The sequence below is a fragment of the Gammaproteobacteria bacterium genome (assembly GCA_015709695.1).
In the GTDB taxonomy this organism is placed as follows: domain Bacteria; phylum Pseudomonadota; class Gammaproteobacteria; order Steroidobacterales.
On sequence record CP054183.1, the window covers coordinates 2,525,734 to 2,543,910 of the forward strand.

Genomic DNA, 18,177 nt, shown 5'->3' on the forward strand with positions numbered 1-18,177 from the left:
GGCCGGCATGACAAGCTTCGTCAGCGTCGAGCAGGTCATCACCGACCCCGAGATGCAGGCGCTGCTCCAGGAGACGGGCGTGGGCCTCTGGCGCTACGAGGCCGCGAGCCGCCGCCTGTGCTTCGATGCCACCTGCCGCGCGATGCTCGATGTCGACGAGGATGCCGGCTTCGGGCCGGAGCTCCTGCGCCAGCGCATCCATCCGGAGGACCAGTCCACCTACTGGGCCGCCATCCGGAAGGCGATGGCCGGCGATGGCAGCTTCTCCCTCGAGTACCGCGCCCTGCGCCGCGACGGCTCGATCCGCTGGATCAGTTCCCGGGGGTATCTGCGCCCGCAGCAGCCGGGCGCGGCGCCCGTGGTGCAGGGCGTGTGCATCGACATCAGCGAGCGGCGGCGGCTGGAGGAGAACCTGCATGCCACCGAGCTGCGCATGCAGGCCCTGGCGGACAGCTTTCCGGGGCTGTTCTGTTACATCGACCGCAGCTACGTGGTGCGCTTCCTCAGCAACCGCTATGTCGAGCACCTCGGCACGGACCGTCGCGAGCTGATCGGACACACGCTGGCCGAGCTGACCGGCGCGGCGCGCTTCCGCGAGCAGCGGCCGCTCTACGACGCCGTGCTCGCCGGTGCCGTCCACAGCTTCGAGGACGAGCGACGCATGCCCGACGGCGAGCTGCGCCACTACGCCATCACCTACCAGCCCGACCGCGGCGCCAGCGGCGAGGTACGCGGCTTCATGGCCATCGGCGTGGACATCACCGAGCTGCGCCGGGTCGAACAGGCGCTGCGCGAGCGCACCCGGGAGCTGTCGCGCTCCAACCATGACCTGGAGCACTTCGCCTACGTGGCCTCGCACGACCTGCAGGCACCGCTGCGCGCCGTCGCGGCGCTGGTGGACTGGCTGCGCGAGGATCTCGCCGACCATGGCAAGAGCGAGGTGCACGACAGCCTCGCGCAGCTCGCCCAGCGCGTCAGCCGCCTGCGCCAGCTGCTCGACGAGCTGCTGGCCTACGCGCGGGCCGGCCAGGCCGCGGGCGAGGCCAGCGAGGTGGACAGCCGCCAGCTGGTGCACGACATCGCCCTGCTGCTCGCGCCGCCACCCGGCATGCGCGTGGAGGCCGACGCCTCGCTGCCCAGGCTGCGCAGCCAGCGGGCGCCGCTGGAGCAGGTGCTGCGCAACCTCATCAACAACGCCATCAAGCACCACCCGCGCGGCGAAGGGCTGGTCCGCGTCCATGCGGAACGGCAGGACGGCGTCCTGGTGTTCGCGGTGGAGGACGACGGCGCGGGCATACCCGCCGCGCTCTCCGCGCAGGTGTTCCAGATGTTCCAGGCCCCCGGGCGGCGCGAGGGCGTCGAGGGCAGCGGCATGGGGCTTGCGATCGTCAAGCGCATCGTCGAGGGACAGGGCGGCCGCATCTGGTTCGGCCCCGGTCCGGGCGGCCGGGGCACGACGTTCAGGTTCAGCTGGAAGCCGCTGCCACCCGCGCCGGCCGCAGCCACGGCGTCACCGCAGCAGCTGCCCGCCGCCGGCTGACCTCGCCCGGCCACGCGGTCACAGGGCGCGGCCGAGGCCGTAGCCCGCCCAGGCGGCTCCCAGCCCGAGCAGCAGCTGCGCGCCGACATTCAGCACCAGGCGGGTCCATGCGCCATCGAGACCGAGTCCGAGCGACTCGAAGGCGAAGGCCGAGAACGTGGTGAAGCCGCCCAGCACGCCGGTCAGCAGGAACACGCGCAGGTCGGGCACCAGGAACTGGCGGCCTTCCGCCAGCCCGCCGATCAGGCCGATGACCAGCGAGCCCGCGACGTTGACCGCCAGCGTGCCGACCGGGAACGCCAGCCCGGGGAACAGCCGGTGCACGGCACCGCTGCCGAGGAAGCGCGCCACCGATCCCAGCGCACCGCCCAGCGCCACCAGCACCAGCTGCAGCCACGGGATCGGCACGGCACCAGCCATGGCCGTGGGTGCCGGCTCAGCCGCTGGCCGCGGCCGTGGCGGCCTGCTCCGCGGCGCGGTTCTTCAGCACGCCCGACAGCAGCAACGCCCCGACCAGCAGCAGGCCGATGGCGAGGAAGGCCTGCTGGAAGCCGCCCGGCGTGCCGGCATGCGAGGCGGCGACCGCGCCCACGTAGGCCGTGCCGGTGATCTGGCCGATGGACAGCACCACCGACAGCAATCCCTGGGCTGCGGCGCGCTGCGCCTCGCCGGCTTCGCTGAGCACGACGTAGCGCAGCGGCGCACCGAGCAGCGACGACAGGCCGAAGCCGGAGAGCACCTGGGCGACCACGAACCAGGTGATGTCCGTGCCGAGCAGCGCGAACACGAAGTAGCCGAGCGCGGTGAGCAGCAGCCCCCCCTGGATGACGACCTTCGAACCGACGCGGTCGAGCATGCGGCCGGCGACCGGCGAGCCGATGATCAGCGCGACCACCGTGGGCAGCAGCCACAGCGTCGCCTCGTACGGCTCCATGTTGAACGAGGCCACGGCGAAGGTCGGCAGGAAGATGCCGCTGGTCTCCGAGACGCCGGTGCACACGGCGATGAGGCCGGCGATGTTCATCTGCCGCGACTGGAACATGCGCGTCTGCAGCACCGGGTCGCCGGCGGCCTTCTCCATCCGCCAGAACACCGGCATCAGCACCAGCGACAGCAGGATCAGCCCGCCGATGCGCGGGTGCAGCATGCCGAGCCAGGGCTCGTTCTGGTCGAGCCCGGTGATGCCGAGGGCGAGCGAGCCGAGGATCACGGCCAGCAGCAGCATGCCGGGGAAATCGAAGGGCTTGGGAGTGGCCGGCCGGACCGCGGGCAGCAGGCGCATGGCGCCGATGATCAGGCCGACGGCGATCGGCAGGTTGATGAGGAACAGCCAGTGCCAGGTGCCGAACTTGAGGATCAGGATCGCCACCAGCGGCCCGACCAGGAAGGCCATGCCGAACACCGCACCGATGAGGCCGAGCGCGCTGCCGCGCTTCTCCGGCGGGAAGGTGTCGCCGATCACCGCCGCGGCCACCGGCAGGATGGCGCCGCCACCGCTGGCCTGCACCGCGCGCCCGATGAGCAGCATGTCGTAGCTGGAGGCGCTCGCCACGATGAGCGAGCCGGTGCCGAACAGCAGCGCGCCGATCATGTAGATGATGCGTCGGCCAAAGCGGTCCGACAGCTTCGCCATCAGCGGCGTGCCGATCAGGCTGGTGAGGATGTAGAGGTTGGAGATCCAGGCAAGCTGGCGGCTGCTGACGCCGAACTCCTCCTGGATGGCCGGGAAGGCCGGGCCGATGATGGCGATGTCCAGCGCACCCATCAGTACGCCGACGAAGAGAAGGAGCAGGATCCTGTTGCGTTGCTTTTCGTCCATGCCGGTCTCGTTCTTGCGAGGGGGGACGAGGCCCCGCCGGGGCCTCGCGGTAACTGGAGCGGGTGATGGGAATCGAACCCACGTTAGTAGCTTGGGAAGCTACAGTTCTACCATTGAACTACACCCGCGCTGGCGCGAAGTGTAAGTGTCCGCCGCTCGGCGCAGCAAGCCGTGGAATGCCCGGCGTACCCGGCTCGGACACCGGGCGGCGACACTGTCCGAGGATGCAGCGGCAGGCTAATCTGTGCGCCCCTCCCCAACCGGCAGACGCCACCCGCATCGAGCATGAGCACGCCACCGGACACCGAGACCGCGCAACCGCCAGCCCACCGCGCCATCCGCAGCTACACGCTGCGCGCCGGGCGCACCACCGTGGCCCAGCGGCGCGCGCTGCTGGAACTCTGGCCGCGGTTCGGCCTGGCCTTCGAGCCGCGGCCGCTCGACTTCCGCCAGCTGTTCGGGCGCGAGGCACCGGTGGTCATGGAGATCGGCTTCGGCGACGGCGAGCTGCTGGCTGCCATGGCGGCCGCGGAGCCGGAGCGCGATTTCATCGGCGTCGAGGTCCACGAACCCGGCGTCGGCCACGCGCTGCTGCTCGCCGACAAGCTCGGCCTGCGCAACCTGCGCTTCATCCGCCACGATGCAGTAGAGGTGCTCGAGCAACAGGTGGCCGATGCCAGCCTGGCGGGCATCCACCTGTTCTTCCCGGACCCCTGGCCGAAGAAGCGCCACCACAAGCGGCGACTGGTGCAGCCGGGGTTCGCGCGGCTGGCGGCGCGCAAGCTCGCGCCGGACGGGGTTTTCCATGTCGCCACCGACTGGACCCCCTACGCGGAGCACATCGAGGCCGTGGTGGCCGCCGAGCCAGCCTTCGGGCAGCCACCGCTGGCGGCGGTGTCGCGTCCGCGCACCCGCTTCGAGCGGCGCGGCGAACGCCTGGGCCATGACGTGTGGGAGCGCGCCTGGCGGCGCTCGACCCGGCCTTTCGCCTGAGTTATAAATGAGTCGTGCCCGGGCAGTGGTCGCCAGCGAAGAAGCCAAATTGGGAACAAGAACAATGACGGAAATATCCCCGGTCGTGGGCAACTGGTACAAGCACGAGAACGGCGACCTCTTCGAGGTCGTCGCCCTGGACACGACCGATGCCACGGTGGAGATCCAGTACTACGACGGCACCATCGAGGAACTCGACTTCGACTCCTGGCAGGAGATGGCGATCGAGGAAGCCGAGGCGCCGGACGACTGGACCGGGTCCGTGGACGTCGACGAGGAAGAGTTCGAGGACCTGCAGGACAAGCCGGAGGAGAACTTCGGCGATCCCCTCGAGTACCTCGACCGCCAGGACTAGGCGCCCCGCCTACCGGGCACGCGCCCGGCCCGCCACCACCATCGACAGCACGATGGCCGGCACCCCCATGGCGGATGCATAGAGGAAGAAGCTCACCCAGTCGCTGGCCTCCACCACCATGCCGGAGAAGCCGCCGATGAAGTTGCCGAGCACCGTCATCAGCGCGGAGAACAGCGCGTACTGGGTGGCGGTGTAAGACACGCTCGTCAGGCTCGACAGGTAGGCGATGAACACCGTGCCGGCGAAGCCGGCAGCGAGGTTGTCCGCCGAGATGGTCGCCATCAGGAAGCGCAGGTCCGGCTGGCCGTGCCAGGCCAGCCCGGCGAACAGCATGTTGGTGGTCGCCACCAGGACCGCGCCGGCCACCAGCGGCCGCACCGCGCCCCAGCGCGCAACCGCCACGCCGCCGAGTGCCGCGCCAGCCAGTGTCAGCGCGAAGCCGAACACCTTGGCGATGGTGGCGATCTGCGACAGCGAGAAGCCGATGTTTATGTAGAAGGGATTGGCCATGACGCCGAGGATCAGGTCGCTGATGCGGTAGCAGGCGATGAAGCCGAGCAGCACGAAGCCCCAGGCGCCGTTGCGATGGAAGAAGTCCGCGAACGGGCCGACCACGGCGGAGGCGAACCAGGCCCGCAGCCGCCGGGCTGGCGGCTGCCCCGCGGCAGCGCTGCTGCCGGCAGTACTGCCGTCGACACCGGGCCCGCGCGGCGGTTCCTCGATGATGAACACCGTCACCACGCCCACCAGCATCAGCGCCGCCATGGCGTGGTAGGCCGCCGGCCAGGACATGAAGTCGGCGATGAACAGCGCGCCCGCCCCCGCCGCCAGCATCGCCAGCCGGTAGCCGAACTGGTAGGCCGCGGCCATGGCGCCCTGCAGGCGCTGCGCCACCGCCTCGATGCGCCAGGCATCGATGGCGATGTCCTGCGTCGCCGAGCAGAACGCCACCGCCACCGACAGCCAGGCGACCCGCAGCAGGTCGCCGGCGGGATCCACGCCGGCGAGGCCCATGAGCGCCACCGCCACGCCGGCCTGCGCCAGCAGCATCCAGCTGCGCCGCCGGCCCAGCCAGGCGCCGATGCCCGGCAGCGGAATGCGGTCCACCAGCGGCGCCCAGAGGAACTTCAGCGAGTAGGTCATGCCGACCCAGGCGAACATGCCGATGCTGGACTTCTGCACCCCGGCCGTGGCCAGCCAGGCCGAGAGCGTGGCGAACACCAGCGGGAACGGCAGCCCGGCGGAGAAGCCGAGGAACAGCATCGCCAGCACGCGGCGGTGCAGGTAGACGCCGAGCCCGGAGCGCGGGGCCTCGTCCCCGGCCGCGGGTTCAGCCGGCATCCAGGCGGTAATCCATGATGAGCGGCGCGTGGTCGGAGAAGCGCTTGCGCTTGTAGATGCCGGCATCGCCGACCTTCGCGGCGATCTCCGGCGAGACGATCTGGTAATCGATGCGCCAGCCGACGTTCTTCGCCCAGGCCTGGCCGCGGTTGGACCACCAGGTGTACTGCTCCGGCCGGTCGTCGACGACACGGAAGGCATCCCGCAGGCCGACATCGCCCAGCACCTCGTCCATCCAGGCGCGCTCCTCGGGCAGGAAGCCGGAGTTCTTCTGGTTGCCACGCCAGTTCTTCAGGTCGATCTCGCGGTGGGCGATGTTCCAGTCGCCGCAGATGACATAGCGCCGGCCATCGGCGCGGATGCGGCGCAGGTGCGCCATGAAGGCCGTCATGAAGCGGAACTTCGATTCCTGGCGGTGCGCGCCGGCGGAACCCGAAGGCACGTAGAGCGAGACGATGCTCAGGTCACCGAAGCGGACCTCGAGGTAGCGGCCCTCGTGGTCGAACTCCGGCGTGCCGAAGCCGCGCACCAGGCCGTCGGGATGCTCGCGGGTGAGCAGTGCCACGCCCGAGTAGCCCTTCTTCACCGCCGGCTCGTAATACGAGTAGAAGGACTTCGAGGTGAATGGCGGTTCGGCCAGGTGTTCCGGCCCCGCCTTGATCTCCTGCAGGCAGATGACGTCCGCGCGCTGCCGCGGCAGCCATTCGAACAGGCCCTTGCGGGCCGCCGAGCGGATGCCGTTGACGTTCAGGGTGATGATGCGCATGCCGTGATCGCGATGCCGCCCGCCATGCGATACTCTACCAGAAGGCGCCGCGGGCGCCGGGGATCGCCGCATGCGCGCGTACAAGACGGAATTCATCGAGCTGGCGCTGGAGATCGGCGCGCTGCGCTTCGGCCAGTTCAAGCTCAAGTCGGGGCGCATCAGCCCGTACTTCTTCAACTCCGGCGTGTTCAACACCGGTTACGCGGTCGCCAAGCTCGGCCGCTACTACGCCGCCGCCGCCGCCGACTCCGGCATCGACTACGACCTGCTGTTCGGCCCCGCCTACAAGGGCATCCCGCTGGTTGCCCTGACTGCCGCCGCGCTCGCCGAGCACCAGGGCCTGGACCGGCCCTTCTGCTTCAACCGCAAGGAGATCAAGGACCACGGCGAGGGCGGGCTCATCGTCGGCGCGCCGATGGGTGGCCGCGTGCTGATCGTCGACGACGTCATCACCGCGGGCACCGCCATCCGCGAATCGGTGGAGGTGATCCGTGCCGCCGGCGGCGAGCCGGCCGGGGTGCTGATCGCCCTGGACCGCCAGGAGCGGGGCACGGGCGCGACATCCGCGGTGCAGGAGGTCGAGGCGAACTACGGGGTGAAGGTCGCCAGCATCATCGGCCTGGATGACCTCGTGGCCCACCTCGAGGGCAGCGTCGAGTTCGGCCAGCACCTGACGCTGGTGGCCGATTACCGCCAGCGCTACGGCGTGCGGGGCTGATTCCGGAACTGCGTCACTGTTCCGCGGCGGCGGCTGGCGGGATAATCTGTCAAGTCCCGGGCGGGGGTGCCCGGTTTGGGCGCACAGTCATGAACCGTACTGCAGGCAGCCTCGCGGCTGCGGCTCTCGCACTCCTGCTTCCCGTGGCCGGCATGCAGGCCGCCACGCCTCCGGCAGCGAAGCACACGACGTCCAGGTCCGCCAGCGAGGCAAAGACCTATCGCTGGGTGGACAAGGACGGCGTGGTGCACTTCGGCGACAGCGTGCCCCCCGAATACGCCAGCAGCCAGAAGCAGGTATTGAACGACTACGGGGTACCGGTCGCCACCGAGAGCGGCCTGAAGACGGCCGAACAGGTCGCGGCGGAGAAAGCCGCCGCGAAGAAGGCGGCCGAGGAACGCCAGAAGGCCATCCTCGCCTCGCGCCGTGACCAGGTGCTGCTCGACACCTACCTCTCGGTGGACGAGATCGAGGCACTGCGCGACCGGCGCATCGAGCTGATCGATACCCAGATCAAGGTGACCGAGAACTACCTGCAGGGCCTGCGCGACATCCTGCAGAAGCTGCAGGCCGAGGCCGCCGGCTTCAAGCCCTACAGCCCCGATCCGCAGGCACCACCCATCGACCAGCGGCTGGCGAAGGAACTCTCGAACACCATGGACTCCATCATGCTGTACGAGAAAAACCTGGCCGACACCCGCAACCGCAAGGCCGACGTCCTCGGCCAGTTCACCGCCGACATCACCCGCTTCAAGGAACTGAAGGCCGCGGCACCCCAGGAGTGATCTGCCGCCGCCGGCCGCATCCGGCCGGGCCGCGGCGCGGCGTCAACGCTGGCCGGTATGGCCGAAGCCGCCCGCACCGCGCTCGCTGGCGGTGAACTCCGCAACGACCTCGAACTCCGCCTGCACCACCGGCACGAACACCATCTGTGCCAGGCGCGCGCCCGGCTCGATGATGAAGGCCGTGGCGCCGCGGTTCCACACCGAGACCATGATCTGGCCCTGGTAGTCCGAGTCGATCAGCCCGACCAGGTTGCCGAGCACGATGCCATGCTTGTGGCCGAGACCCGAGCGCGGCAGGATCAGCGCCGCGAGGCCGGGGTCCGCCATGTGCACGGCGATCCCCGTGGGCACCAGCGTCGTCGCGCCGGGCTCGAGCAGCAGGTTCTCCGTCACGCAGGCGCGCAGGTCGATGCCGGCGGAGCCGGTCGTGGCGTAGTCGGGCAGCGGGAAATCCATGCCGATGCGCGGGTCGATGACCCGCAGCTGGATCTTCGGGCCCGGGCTCACGACAGCCTGGGACGACGGATGGGCGTGACACCGCCCGCGGCACCGGGCAGGCGCTGCGCGATGCTGGCGATGATGCGCCGTGCCAGCTCCGCCTTCGAGGTCTGGGCGATTTCCTCGCGTCCGCCGGGCCAGAGCAATACGGCGCTGTTGTCGTCGCGATCGAAGCCGAGCTGGCTGCCGACGAGGTTGGCGACGATCATGTCCAGGCCCTTGCGCCGCAGCTTGTCCAGCGCGTGTTCCTCGAGCTTCTCGGTCTCGGCGGCGAAACCGACGGTGAAGGGGCGGTCCTGCGCCAGGGCCGCGACGGCGGCCAGCACGTCGGCGCACTTCACCATGTGCAGGTCCAGGGTCTCGGTCTTCTTCTTGATCTTCTGCGCGGCGGACTGCGCCGGGCGATAGTCGGAGACCGCGGCAGCGCCGATGTAGATGTCGACCTGCGCGGCCCGCGACAGCGTTGCCTCGTGCATCTCGGCAGCGGACTCGACGTCGACACGCTCGACACCCGGCGGCGTGGGCAGCTGCACCGGCCCGGCAACCAGCGTCACCCGGGCGCCCGCCTCGGCCGCGGCCTGGGCCACCGCGAAGCCCATCTTGCCGGAGCTGCGGTTGCTGACGAAACGCACGGGATCGATGGGCTCGCGCGTCGGGCCTGCCGTCACCAGCACCCGCCGGCCCGCGAGCGCCCCGCCCGCCATGCCCGCCAGTGCGGCCAGCGCCGCGACGATGTCCGCCGGCTCGCTCATGCGGCCCGGGCCGCTCTCGCCGCAGGCCTGCGCACCCTCGGCCGGACCGACGAAGCGCAGGCCACGCGCCGCGAGCAACGTGCGATTGGCGCGCGTCGCCGCATGGGCCCACATGGCGTGGTTCATGGCGGGCGCCAGCAGCACGGGCGCGGTGGTCGCCAGGCACAGCGTGGTCAGCAGGTCGGGGGCGAGGCCGGCGGCCAGTTGCGCCATGAGGTGAGCGGTGGCCGGGGCGATGACCACGAAATCCGCCCAGCGGGCCAGCTCGATGTGGCCCATGGCGGCCTCCGCCTGCGCATCCCAGAGATCGCCGCGCACCGGCTGGCCGGACACGGCCTGGAACACCGTCGGCGACACCATGCGTGCCGCGCTGTGGGTCAGTACCACCTGCACCTCGGCGCCCTGGTCGCGCAGTCGGCGCACCAGGTCCGGGCTCTTGTAGGCGGCTATGCCGCCCGAGACGCCCAGCAGGATCTTCTTGCCGGTCAGCAAAGCCATGCAGCAAGCGTACAAGAATCGCCCTGCCAGGTGGATCGCTTTGTGCCTGCTGCGGGCAGTTTCGTGACTTGGGTCGCGCCGTCGGCAGGCCCGAGAATGGCTGACAATGGAAACGCGCTCCATCAAGGACTGGCCGCCCGGCGAGCGGCCCCGCGAACGCCTGAGCGGCGCCGGGCCGACCCAGCTCTCGGATGCCGAGCTGCTGGCGGTCATGCTGGGCCGCGGGGTTCGCGGCACCTCGGCGGTCGATCTGGCACGCAGCCTGCTCGCCACCTTCGGCGGCATCCGCGGGGTGCTCAATGCCAGCCTGGACGACCTGCAGGCCCTGCACGGCGTCGGGCCGGGCAAGGCGGCGGCCCTCGTGGCGGCGCGCGAGTGCTGCTGCCGCTACCTGCAGGAAAAGCTGGCGCCGGGCCGCGCCATCCGCTCGCCGGCGGACAGCCGCGAGTTCCTGCTGGCGCGCCTGCGGGACCGCCCGCACGAGGTGTTTTGCTGCCTGTTCCTCGACAATCGCCACCGGGTCCTGGCATTTGAGGAACTTTTCCAGGGGACCATCGACAACACCACGGTGTATCCCCGGGAGGTCGTGCGCCAGGTACTGCGCCGGAATGCCGCGGCGGTGATCCTGGCCCACAACCACCCCTCCGGCGTGGCCGAGCCGAGCGAGGCAGACCAGCTGATCACCAGGCGGATCCGCGGGGCACTGGAGCTGATCGACGTCCGCCTGCTCGACCACTTCGTCATCGGCGACGGGGTGTGCACCTCGCTTGCCGGGCGGGGCATGCTCTAGCCGGGCCTCAGGCTGCGGCCCGGCCGGTTGCCTAAATGACGGCCGGCTGGTTTAATAGCCGGCCTTTCGCCACGAGCTGGCGATTCAACCACCTGATTCGACAGAGGTTCGTCATGTCGCGCGTCTGCCAGGTCACCGGCAAGCGGCCGTCCTACGGGAACACCGTTTCCCACGCCAACAACAAGAGCCGGCGCCGCTGGCTGCCGAACCTCCACACGCACCGCTTCTGGCTGGAGAGCGAGAAGCGCTTCGTGCGCCTGCGCGTCTCCACCCGCGGGCTGCGCACCATCGACAAGGTCGGGCTCGAGAAGGTCGTTGCCGACCTGCGTGCCCGCGGCGAGAAGGTCTGAGGGCAGCAGCCATGGCAAGCAAGCGCGACAAGATCAAGCTCGTGTCCACCGCCGACACCGGCCATTACTACACCACCACCAAGAACAAGCGGCTGCATCCGGACAAGATGGAGGTCAACAAGTTCGACCCCGTGGTCCGCAAGTACGTGAAGTACAAGGAAGCCAAGATCAAGTAGAAAAAAAACCGCCGGAAGGCGGTTTTTTTTCGTCGGCCGACGGCGGCTGCCTCAGGCCGGCAGCGGTTGCGGCTGCGGGATGTACTCCCGCAGGCGTGCCGAGAACTCCTCCAGCACGGCGATGCCGCTCGCCTCGGCCCGCACGCACCACTCGCGCAGCTCGGTCACCAGCCGCTCGTTGGAAACATTGGCCTGCTGCCACACGCGCATGAGCTGCCGGCGGTGCTCGTCCACCGCGTGCAGCATCGGGCTGGTCGCCAGGATGCGGGCCAGGCGCTGGCGCGCGGCTTCATCCATCAGCCCCGGCCAGCGGGTCAGCAGCTGCCCGGCCGAGCGCAGCAGCACATCGCCACGTCGCGCGCGACGCTCCATGCGCAGTACCGGCATCACCACGCGGCGGCTGTAGTCACGCAGCACGTGCATGCGGTTCTGCATGACGGCACGCAGTGTCTCCAGGTCCACCGGTCGGGGCGCGGCCGCGAAGTGCGGCACCGGTGCCAGGCGACCGACGCGGCACAGGCCCAGCGCCGACAGCATGCGGATGTAGAACCAGCCGATGTCGAACTCCCCGGGCCGCAGCGCGAACCGCGCCGAGGTGGGAAACGCGTGGTGATTGTTGTGCAGCTCCTCGCCGCCGATCAGCACCCCCACCGGCACCAGGTTGGTGGAGGCATCCTCGGTCTCGAAGTTGCGGTAGCCGATGGCATGGCCAACGCCATTGATGACGCCGGCCGCGAAGAACGGCATGGCCACCATCTGCACGGCGAACAGGGTGATGCCGCCGGCACCGAACAGCAGCACGTCGATCGCCAGCATCAGCCAGACGCCGACGAGACCGTGGCGATAGACATTGCGCTCCAGCCAGTCGTCCGGGCAGCCGCGACCGTACTTCTCCAGCGTCTCCGCGTTGGCTGCCTCGACGCGATAGACCTCCGCGCCGCGCAGCAGGATGGTGCGCAGCCCGTGCACCACCGGGCTGTGGGGATCGTCCCGGGTCTCGCAGAAGGCGTGGTGCTTGCGGTGCACCGCCACCCATTCGCGTGTCACCATGCCCGAGGTCAGCCAGATCCACAGGCGGAAGAAATGACGGATGGCGGGATGCAGGTCGATGGCGCGATGGGCCTGGTCGCGGTGCAGGTAGAGCGTGACCGCCGCCATCGACACGTGGACGGCCACGAAGGCCACGGCCACCTTCGCCCAGAAGCCCAGGCCGAGCACTCCATCCACATGATCTGCAAGGAATTGCATCATCCCCGTCGCCCATCCATGGTGTTGGCTGCGGGCCACTATAGCGGATGCCCGCCGGGCCCACCAAGGGACCAGTCACGATCCCGGCCCAGGGCAACCACCACTTGCCGCAACGCTTCGCGCCCTGCGCCGAAGCCATCGCGTGCCTGAACTGCCCGAGGTCGAGACCACGCGGCGCGGCATCGCGCCCTGGATGGAGGGCCGGCGCATCCGCGAGCTGGTGGTGCGCGAGCGCCGCCTGCGCTGGCCGATCCCGCCAGGGCTCGGCGCCCGGCTGGCCGGCTCGCGCGTGCGACAGGTCGGTCGGCGCGGCAAGTACCTGCTGCTGGAAACCTCGCGGGGCACGGCGCTGCTGCACCTCGGGATGTCGGGCAGCCTGCGCGTGCTGGAAAGCGACCAGGCGCCCGGCAGGCACGACCATTTCGACATCGTCCTCGATCGCGGCCAGCGCATCCGCTTCCACGATCCCCGCCGCTTCGGCTCGCTGCTCTGGGCGGGGAGCGAGCCGCTGGCGCATCCGCTGCTCGCGCATCTCGGGCCTGAGCCGCTGGAACCGGGCTTCAGCGGTGCCTGGCTGCGGGACCGGGCACGCGGCAGGCGCCTGGCCATCAAGCCGTTCATCATGAACGCCGCGATCGTCGTCGGCATCGGCAACATCTATGCGAGCGAGGCGCTGTTCCGCGCCGGCCTGCATCCCTGCCGCGCGGCGGGGCGCATCCCGCTCGCGGACATGGAGCGCCTCGCCGCCGCCGTGCGCGAGGTACTCGGCGAAGCCGTGGCGCTTGGCGGCACCACGCTGCGCGACTTCCACGGCAGCAGCGGCGAGCCCGGCTACTTCGCGCAGGCGCTGCGGGTCTATGACCGCACCGGCCAGCCCTGTGGCACCTGCGGCACGCCGATCCGCCAGCTCACGCAGGGACAGCGCTCGACGTTCTACTGCCCGGGCTGCCAGCCGCGCGGCGGCCTCAGTACACCAGGGCCTCGCCCTCGCGGCGCGGGTCGCTCGCGGCCTGCACCTTCCCGGTCACGTAGTCCCAGGTGACGACATTCATGTTGCCGTAATCGCGGCTGCTGGCTTTGAGCCGGTGTCCCATGGCCTCCAGCGCCTGTATCTCCTGGTCGCTGAACGCACCGCGCTCGTAGGTCACCACGTCCGGCTGGAACTGGTGGTGGTAGCGCCTGAGTGCCGTCATGGAAGCCGCGTCGTGGCCGTCCATCCAGTCCAGCGCCGCCAGCAGCACCATGGTGATGATGCGGCTGCCGCCGGGCGTGCCGAGGATGGCCACGCCGCGCGGGGACTCGAGGAAGGTCGGCGTCATGCTGGAGAGCATGCGCTTGCCCGGCGCGATGGCGTTGGCGCTCGCGCCCTGCAGCTCGTAGGCGTTGCCGGTGCCCGGCTTCACGGTGAAATCATCCATCTCGTTGTTGAGGATCACGCCGGTGCCGGGCGGCATGAAGGCCGAGCCGTACCAGGTATTGATGGAGAGCGTACCCGCCACCCGGTTGCCGTCGGCATCGAGGATGGAGAAATGCGTGGTGTCATGGCCTTCGCTGCCATCCGCCCTGCCTGCGGGCAGCAGATCGCTCGGCGTGGCGCGATCCAGGCGGATGGAGGCACGCTGGCCGGCGGCGTAGAACGGGCTGAGCAGCTGCGCGACGGGCACTTCGCTGAATGCCGGATCGCCGAGCCAGACGCTGCGATCGCGGTAGGCGCGGCGCATGGCTTCGATGACGAGGTGCTTGCGGGTGGCGCCATCGAGCTTGTCGAGATCCCAGCCCGAGAGCATGTTGAGCATGTCCACCAGGCCGATGCCTCCCGCCGAAGGCAGTGGCGCGGAGATGATCTCCACGCCGCGGTAGCGGCCGCGCACCGGCTCGCGCTCGATGACCCTGTACCCGGCGAGGTCCGCGGCGGACCAGATGCCGCCCGCGGCACGCACGCCCTCCACCAGCGCCGTCGCGGTGGGCCCGCGGTAGAAGCCGTCGAAGCCCGAAGCGGCCAGCCGGCGCAGCGTCACGGCGAGGTCCGGCTGGCGCAGGCGCGCGCCGGCCGCCGGCAGCTCCCCGCCCGGGAAGAACACCGCCATCAGCGCCGGCGACTTCTCCATCGCCTGACGGCGGAACCGCAGGCCCGCCTGCATGCCCGCTTCCATGGCGATCCCCTCCTCGGCGAGGCGGATGGCGGGAGCGAGGCTGCGCGCCAGGGGCAAGCGGCCGTACTGCCTGGCGATATGCACCAGCGCGGCCGGCTCGCCGGGAATGCCCGCCGCCAGCGGGCCATCCAGGCTGGCACCGGGGATGACATTGCCGGCGGCGTCGAGATACATGCCGGCAGTCGCCGCGGCGGGTGCCGTCTCGCGCCCGTCGATCAGCACGTCGCGGTCACCGCGGGCCTGGTGCAGCAGCCAGAAGCCGCCACCACCGAGCCCGGAGGCATAGGGCTCGGCCACCGCCAGCGCGGCGCTCACGGCCACGGCAGCGTCGAAGGCGTTGCCGCCGGCAGCCAGCACTTCCTCTCCGGCGGCAACGGCCAGCGGCTGCGCCGCCGCAATGGCGGCCTTGCCCGGCCTGCCAGGCGCCGCGGCCCCGGCGGGCACGACGAAGCCGAGCGCGACGAGGACGAAACCCGCGAGAACGACACGGCACGGCACGGACTGGCGCCGACCCAGGGCTGCGCTGCGCACGGACCGCGGCCTCAGCGCCGGCCAAACCGGCGGCCGAGCGCCTCGGCCACCCGCGGATGCACGAACGCCGTCACATCGCCGCCGAGGGCCGCCACCTCGCGGACCAGCGTCGAGGACACGAAGGTGTACTGCTCGGCGGGTGTCATGAAGATCGTCTCGACGCCGCTCTCCAGGTGGCGGTTCATGCTGGCCAGCTGGAACTCGTACTCGAAGTCGGACACCGCGCGCAGCCCGCGGATCACGACCTTCAGCCCGTTGGCCTTCGCGTAGCCCACCGTCAGCCCGGTGTAGCCATCGACGCGCACGTTGGACAGGTCGGCGAGGACCTCGCGGGCCAGGCGCATGCGATCCTCGAGGTCGAACATCGGCGCCTTGTGCGGGCTGGCCGCCACGGCAACGACCACCTCGTCGAAAATGCGGGCGGCCCGCCGCACCAGCTCGTGGTGGCCGTTGGTGAAGGGATCGAAGGTCCCCGGATACATGGCACCGACTGGCACTGTTCTGTACTCCCTCAGGGACTGGCGGGACGCTGGACCAGCGCGAAGCGCACCTGGCCCGCTGCTTTCTCCCGCAGGACCACCCAGCCCGGCGGCAGCGGTGGCAGGGGCTGGTCGCGCGCCATCTCCAGGTACAGGCGGGCGTTGCCGGCGAGCCAGCCGCCGTCGAGAAGTGTACACAACTCGTCGAGCGCGGCTTCGCCGAAGGGCGGATCGAGGAACACGAGGTCGAAGGGCTGCGGCACACCGCCGAGGAAGCGCCTGGCATCGGCGACCACCACGCTGGCCCGGGGCGCCGTGCAGCCCAGCCGGCCGAGGACATCCTCGAGGGCGCGCGCCACCGGCGGCTGGCTCTCGACGAAGCAGACCCCGGTTGCGCCCCTGGAGAGCGCCTCCAGGCCCAGGGCGCCCGTCCCGGCATAGAGATCCAGGCAGCGCATCCCGGAGATCACCGGCGCGAGCCAGTTGAACAGCGTCTCGCGCACCCGGTCGGGCGTCGGACGCAGCCCGGGCGCAGCCACCACCGGCACGCGCCGGCCGCGCCAGCTGCCGCCGATGATGCGGACCTGGCCCGGCGGCTCGCCCGCTGCGGTTCCCCTGGATTTGCTGCGTGCCATGATGACGCGACGTTGTAGCAGAAACCGCGCGCCGCCGCGCAACGCCGGCCGCGCCGCATGCCTCTGCAATGCCCGCCGCTTCCGCTAACATGCCGCGCATGACACAGCCGACCCCTGCCCGGGAAGCCACGCGCCCCGGGTTCTTCCAGCGCCTGAAGCAGAAGCTCAACCGCGGGCTCGGCCTCGGCGTGGCGCTCGACTGGCTGGCCGGGCGCAAGCTCGACCCGGCGGTGCTCGCCGAGCTCGAGGACCAGCTGCTGCTCGCCGATGTCGGCATCGAGACCAGCGAGCGCATCATCGAAGGCCTGCGCAAGCGCATCGGTCGCGACGCCATCGTCGACGTCGCCGGCGCGCGCATGGCGCTGGCCGCCACGCTGGAGGAGATCCTGCGGCCGCGGGCGCAGCCGCTCGCCATCCCGCGCGGCGGCAAGCCGTTCCTGATCCTCATGATCGGCGTGAACGGCTCCGGCAAGACCACCACCATCGGCAAGCTCGCGCGCCGCTACCGCGACGAGGGACTCAGGGTGATGCTCGCCGCCGGCGACACCTACCGCGCCGCCGCCATCGAGCAGCTGCAGGCCTGGGGCGAGCGCAACGGCGTGCCGGTGGTCGCGCAGCAGCCCGGCGCGGATTCCGCCGCCGTGGTCTTCGACGCACTGCAGGCCGCCACGGCCCGCGGCATCGATGTGGTGCTGGCCGACACCGCCGGGCGCCTGCAGAACCAGGCCGGGCTGATGCAGGAACTTGCCAAGGTGGTGCGCGTCGCCGGGCGCGTGGACCCGGCCGCGCCCCACGAGAAGATGCTGGTGCTCGACGCCAGCCTCGGCCAGAACGCCATCAACCAGGCGCTGCAGTTCCACCAGGCCGTCGGCCTCACCGGCATCAGCATGACCAAGCTCGACGGCGGCGGCAAAGGCGGCGTGCTGCTGACGCTGGCCGACCGCCTCGAGGTGCCGTTCCGCTATGTCGGCGTCGGCGAGGACGCCGCCGATCTCGATGTCTTCGACGCCGCGCAGTTCGCCGCGGCGCTGGCCGGCACCGCACCGTGATCCGTCTGGACAAGGTCACCAAGCTCTACAAGGGGGGCCGCGAGGCGCTGCGCGAGGTCTCGCTGGAGATCGGCCCCGGCGAGATGATCTTCCTCACCGGCCATTCCGGCGCCGGCAAGAGCACCATCCTCAAGCTGCTGGCGCTGGTCGAGCGGCCGACCCAGGGCCAGCTGCTGGTGGACGGCCGCAACGTCGGGCGCATGCCGGCGCGGGAGATCCCCGCCTACCGGCAACAGGTCGGCATGGTGTTCCAGGACCACAAGCTGCTCGACGGCCGTTCCGCCTTCGACAACGTGGCCCTGCCCCTGGTCATCGCCGGCCTCGCCCGGCGCGATATCGAGAAGCGCGTGCGCGCGGCGCTGGACCAGGTCGGCCTGCTCGACAAGGAACGCCATGCTCCGCGCACGCTCTCGGCCGGCGAGCAGCAGCGCGTCGGCATCGCCCGGGCCGTGGTGGCACGTCCCCGGCTGCTGATCGCCGACGAACCCACCGGCAACCTCGACGGCGAGCTGTCGCTGGAGATCATGCAGCTCTTCCGCCGTTTCAACGAGGTCGGTGTCACCATGGTCATCGCCACCCATGACCTGGCGCTGGCCGGTCGCATCGGTGGCCGGCACGTGGTGCTGAGCCAGGGCCGCGTGCTGTCCGGGGATGCGCCATTGGCCACCGCGCCGCCGGCGCAATCCGCGGCGGGCTAGCCA

General features: G+C 70.5%; 21 protein-coding genes and 1 tRNA gene. 11 read left to right on the forward strand and 11 right to left on the reverse strand.

The window, feature by feature from the left end:
* The first annotated feature begins 7 nt into the window (after positions 1–7).
* Positions 8–1,540, forward strand: coding sequence for a PAS domain-containing protein (locus tag HRU81_11680; protein ID QOJ32721.1), 1,533 nt, complete (start codon positions 8–10; stop codon positions 1,538–1,540).
* 18 nt (positions 1,541–1,558) lie between these two features.
* Here the strand turns inward: HRU81_11680 and HRU81_11685 are convergent, their stop codons facing one another.
* The 3 genes from HRU81_11685 to HRU81_11695 form a co-directional block, all read right to left on the reverse strand.
* A complete protein-coding gene (locus HRU81_11685; protein QOJ32722.1) occupies positions 1,559–1,960 on the reverse strand; it encodes a CrcB family protein in 402 nt (133 codons plus the stop codon).
* A gap of 16 nt (positions 1,961–1,976) precedes the next feature.
* Positions 1,977–3,359, reverse strand: coding sequence for an MFS transporter (locus HRU81_11690; GenBank protein QOJ32723.1), 1,383 nt, complete (start codon positions 3,357–3,359; stop codon positions 1,977–1,979).
* Positions 3,360–3,413: 54 nt separating this feature from the next.
* A tRNA-Gly gene (locus HRU81_11695) sits at positions 3,414–3,487 on the reverse strand.
* A 157-nt stretch (positions 3,488–3,644) separates the two neighbouring features.
* Between HRU81_11695 and trmB the strand changes: the two genes are divergently transcribed.
* Together trmB and HRU81_11705 are read left to right on the forward strand one after the other, a co-directional pair.
* On the forward strand, positions 3,645–4,352 hold the full coding sequence (gene trmB / locus HRU81_11700) for a tRNA (guanosine(46)-N7)-methyltransferase TrmB (protein ID QOJ32724.1): 708 nt from the start codon (positions 3,645–3,647) through the stop codon (positions 4,350–4,352).
* Positions 4,353–4,416: 64 nt separating this feature from the next.
* Positions 4,417–4,707 (forward strand): hypothetical protein, encoded by a 291-nt coding sequence (locus tag HRU81_11705; GenBank protein ID QOJ32725.1) that lies wholly within the window; start codon positions 4,417–4,419, stop codon positions 4,705–4,707.
* A 9-nt stretch (positions 4,708–4,716) separates the two neighbouring features.
* Here HRU81_11705 and HRU81_11710 read toward each other — a convergent pair whose 3' ends face one another.
* A complete protein-coding gene (locus HRU81_11710; protein ID QOJ33386.1) occupies positions 4,717–5,970 on the reverse strand; it encodes an MFS transporter in 1,254 nt (417 codons plus the stop codon).
* 67 nt (positions 5,971–6,037) lie between these two features.
* Positions 6,038–6,814 (reverse strand): exodeoxyribonuclease III, encoded by a 777-nt coding sequence (xth, locus tag HRU81_11715; protein QOJ32726.1) that lies wholly within the window; start codon positions 6,812–6,814, stop codon positions 6,038–6,040.
* 70 nt (positions 6,815–6,884) lie between these two features.
* Here xth and pyrE point away from each other — a divergent pair, with 70 nt between their 5' ends.
* Complete coding sequence (pyrE, locus tag HRU81_11720; GenBank protein ID QOJ32727.1) at positions 6,885–7,532, forward strand: orotate phosphoribosyltransferase; 648 nt, start codon at positions 6,885–6,887, stop codon at positions 7,530–7,532.
* Between the two features lie 89 nt (positions 7,533–7,621).
* Positions 7,622–8,317 carry a DUF4124 domain-containing protein gene (locus HRU81_11725; protein ID QOJ32728.1) on the forward strand — a complete coding sequence of 232 codons (696 nt, stop codon included), beginning with the start codon at positions 7,622–7,624 and terminating at the stop codon, positions 8,315–8,317.
* A 42-nt stretch (positions 8,318–8,359) separates the two neighbouring features.
* Here HRU81_11725 and dut read toward each other — a convergent pair whose 3' ends face one another.
* Positions 8,360–8,773, reverse strand: coding sequence for a dUTP diphosphatase (gene dut, locus HRU81_11730; GenBank protein QOJ33387.1), 414 nt, complete (start codon positions 8,771–8,773; stop codon positions 8,360–8,362).
* Positions 8,774–8,820: 47 nt separating this feature from the next.
* Positions 8,821–10,065, reverse strand: a complete 1,245-nt coding sequence (gene coaBC, locus HRU81_11735; protein QOJ32729.1) for a bifunctional phosphopantothenoylcysteine decarboxylase/phosphopantothenate--cysteine ligase CoaBC — start codon at positions 10,063–10,065, stop codon at positions 8,821–8,823.
* Positions 10,066–10,171: 106 nt separating this feature from the next.
* Between coaBC and radC the strand changes: the two genes are divergently transcribed.
* The 3 genes from radC to rpmG all read left to right on the forward strand — a co-directional run bounded on the left by radC (position 10,172) and on the right by rpmG (position 11,381).
* On the forward strand, positions 10,172–10,855 hold the full coding sequence (gene radC, locus HRU81_11740) for a DNA repair protein RadC (protein QOJ32730.1): 684 nt from the start codon (positions 10,172–10,174) through the stop codon (positions 10,853–10,855).
* A 113-nt stretch (positions 10,856–10,968) separates the two neighbouring features.
* A complete protein-coding gene (rpmB, locus tag HRU81_11745; GenBank protein QOJ32731.1) occupies positions 10,969–11,205 on the forward strand; it encodes a 50S ribosomal protein L28 in 237 nt (78 codons plus the stop codon).
* An 11-nt stretch (positions 11,206–11,216) separates the two neighbouring features.
* Positions 11,217–11,381 (forward strand): 50S ribosomal protein L33, encoded by a 165-nt coding sequence (rpmG, locus tag HRU81_11750; protein QOJ32732.1) that lies wholly within the window; start codon positions 11,217–11,219, stop codon positions 11,379–11,381.
* A 51-nt stretch (positions 11,382–11,432) separates the two neighbouring features.
* Here rpmG and HRU81_11755 read toward each other — a convergent pair whose 3' ends face one another.
* Entirely contained in the window at positions 11,433–12,629 is a 1,197-nt protein-coding gene (locus HRU81_11755; GenBank protein QOJ32733.1) for a fatty acid desaturase, read from the reverse strand.
* Positions 12,630–12,771: 142 nt separating this feature from the next.
* On the opposite strand from HRU81_11755, the gene mutM reads away from it, so the two are divergent.
* Positions 12,772–13,671: a bifunctional DNA-formamidopyrimidine glycosylase/DNA-(apurinic or apyrimidinic site) lyase gene (gene mutM, locus HRU81_11760; protein ID QOJ32734.1), complete on the forward strand. Its 900-nt coding sequence runs from the start codon at positions 12,772–12,774 to the stop codon at positions 13,669–13,671.
* Here the strand turns inward: mutM and ggt are convergent.
* The 3 genes from ggt to rsmD form a co-directional block, all read right to left on the reverse strand.
* A complete protein-coding gene (ggt, locus tag HRU81_11765; GenBank protein QOJ33388.1) occupies positions 13,595–15,226 on the reverse strand; it encodes a gamma-glutamyltransferase in 1,632 nt (543 codons plus the stop codon). The genes mutM and ggt overlap by 77 nt on opposite strands.
* A 98-nt stretch (positions 15,227–15,324) precedes the next feature.
* A complete protein-coding gene (gene coaD, locus HRU81_11770) occupies positions 15,325–15,795 on the reverse strand; it encodes a pantetheine-phosphate adenylyltransferase (GenBank protein ID QOJ33389.1) in 471 nt (156 codons plus the stop codon).
* A gap of 29 nt (positions 15,796–15,824) precedes the next feature.
* Entirely contained in the window at positions 15,825–16,427 is a 603-nt protein-coding gene (rsmD, locus tag HRU81_11775) for a 16S rRNA (guanine(966)-N(2))-methyltransferase RsmD (protein QOJ32735.1), read from the reverse strand.
* Between the two features lie 68 nt (positions 16,428–16,495).
* Here rsmD and ftsY point away from each other — a divergent pair, with 68 nt between their 5' ends.
* Positions 16,496–17,476: a signal recognition particle-docking protein FtsY gene (gene ftsY, locus HRU81_11780; GenBank protein ID QOJ32736.1), complete on the forward strand. Its 981-nt coding sequence runs from the start codon at positions 16,496–16,498 to the stop codon at positions 17,474–17,476.
* Complete coding sequence (gene ftsE / locus HRU81_11785; protein QOJ32737.1) at positions 17,473–18,174, forward strand: cell division ATP-binding protein FtsE; 702 nt, start codon at positions 17,473–17,475, stop codon at positions 18,172–18,174. The genes ftsY and ftsE overlap by 4 nt, the downstream gene beginning before the upstream one ends.
* Positions 18,175–18,177 lie beyond the last annotated feature (3 nt).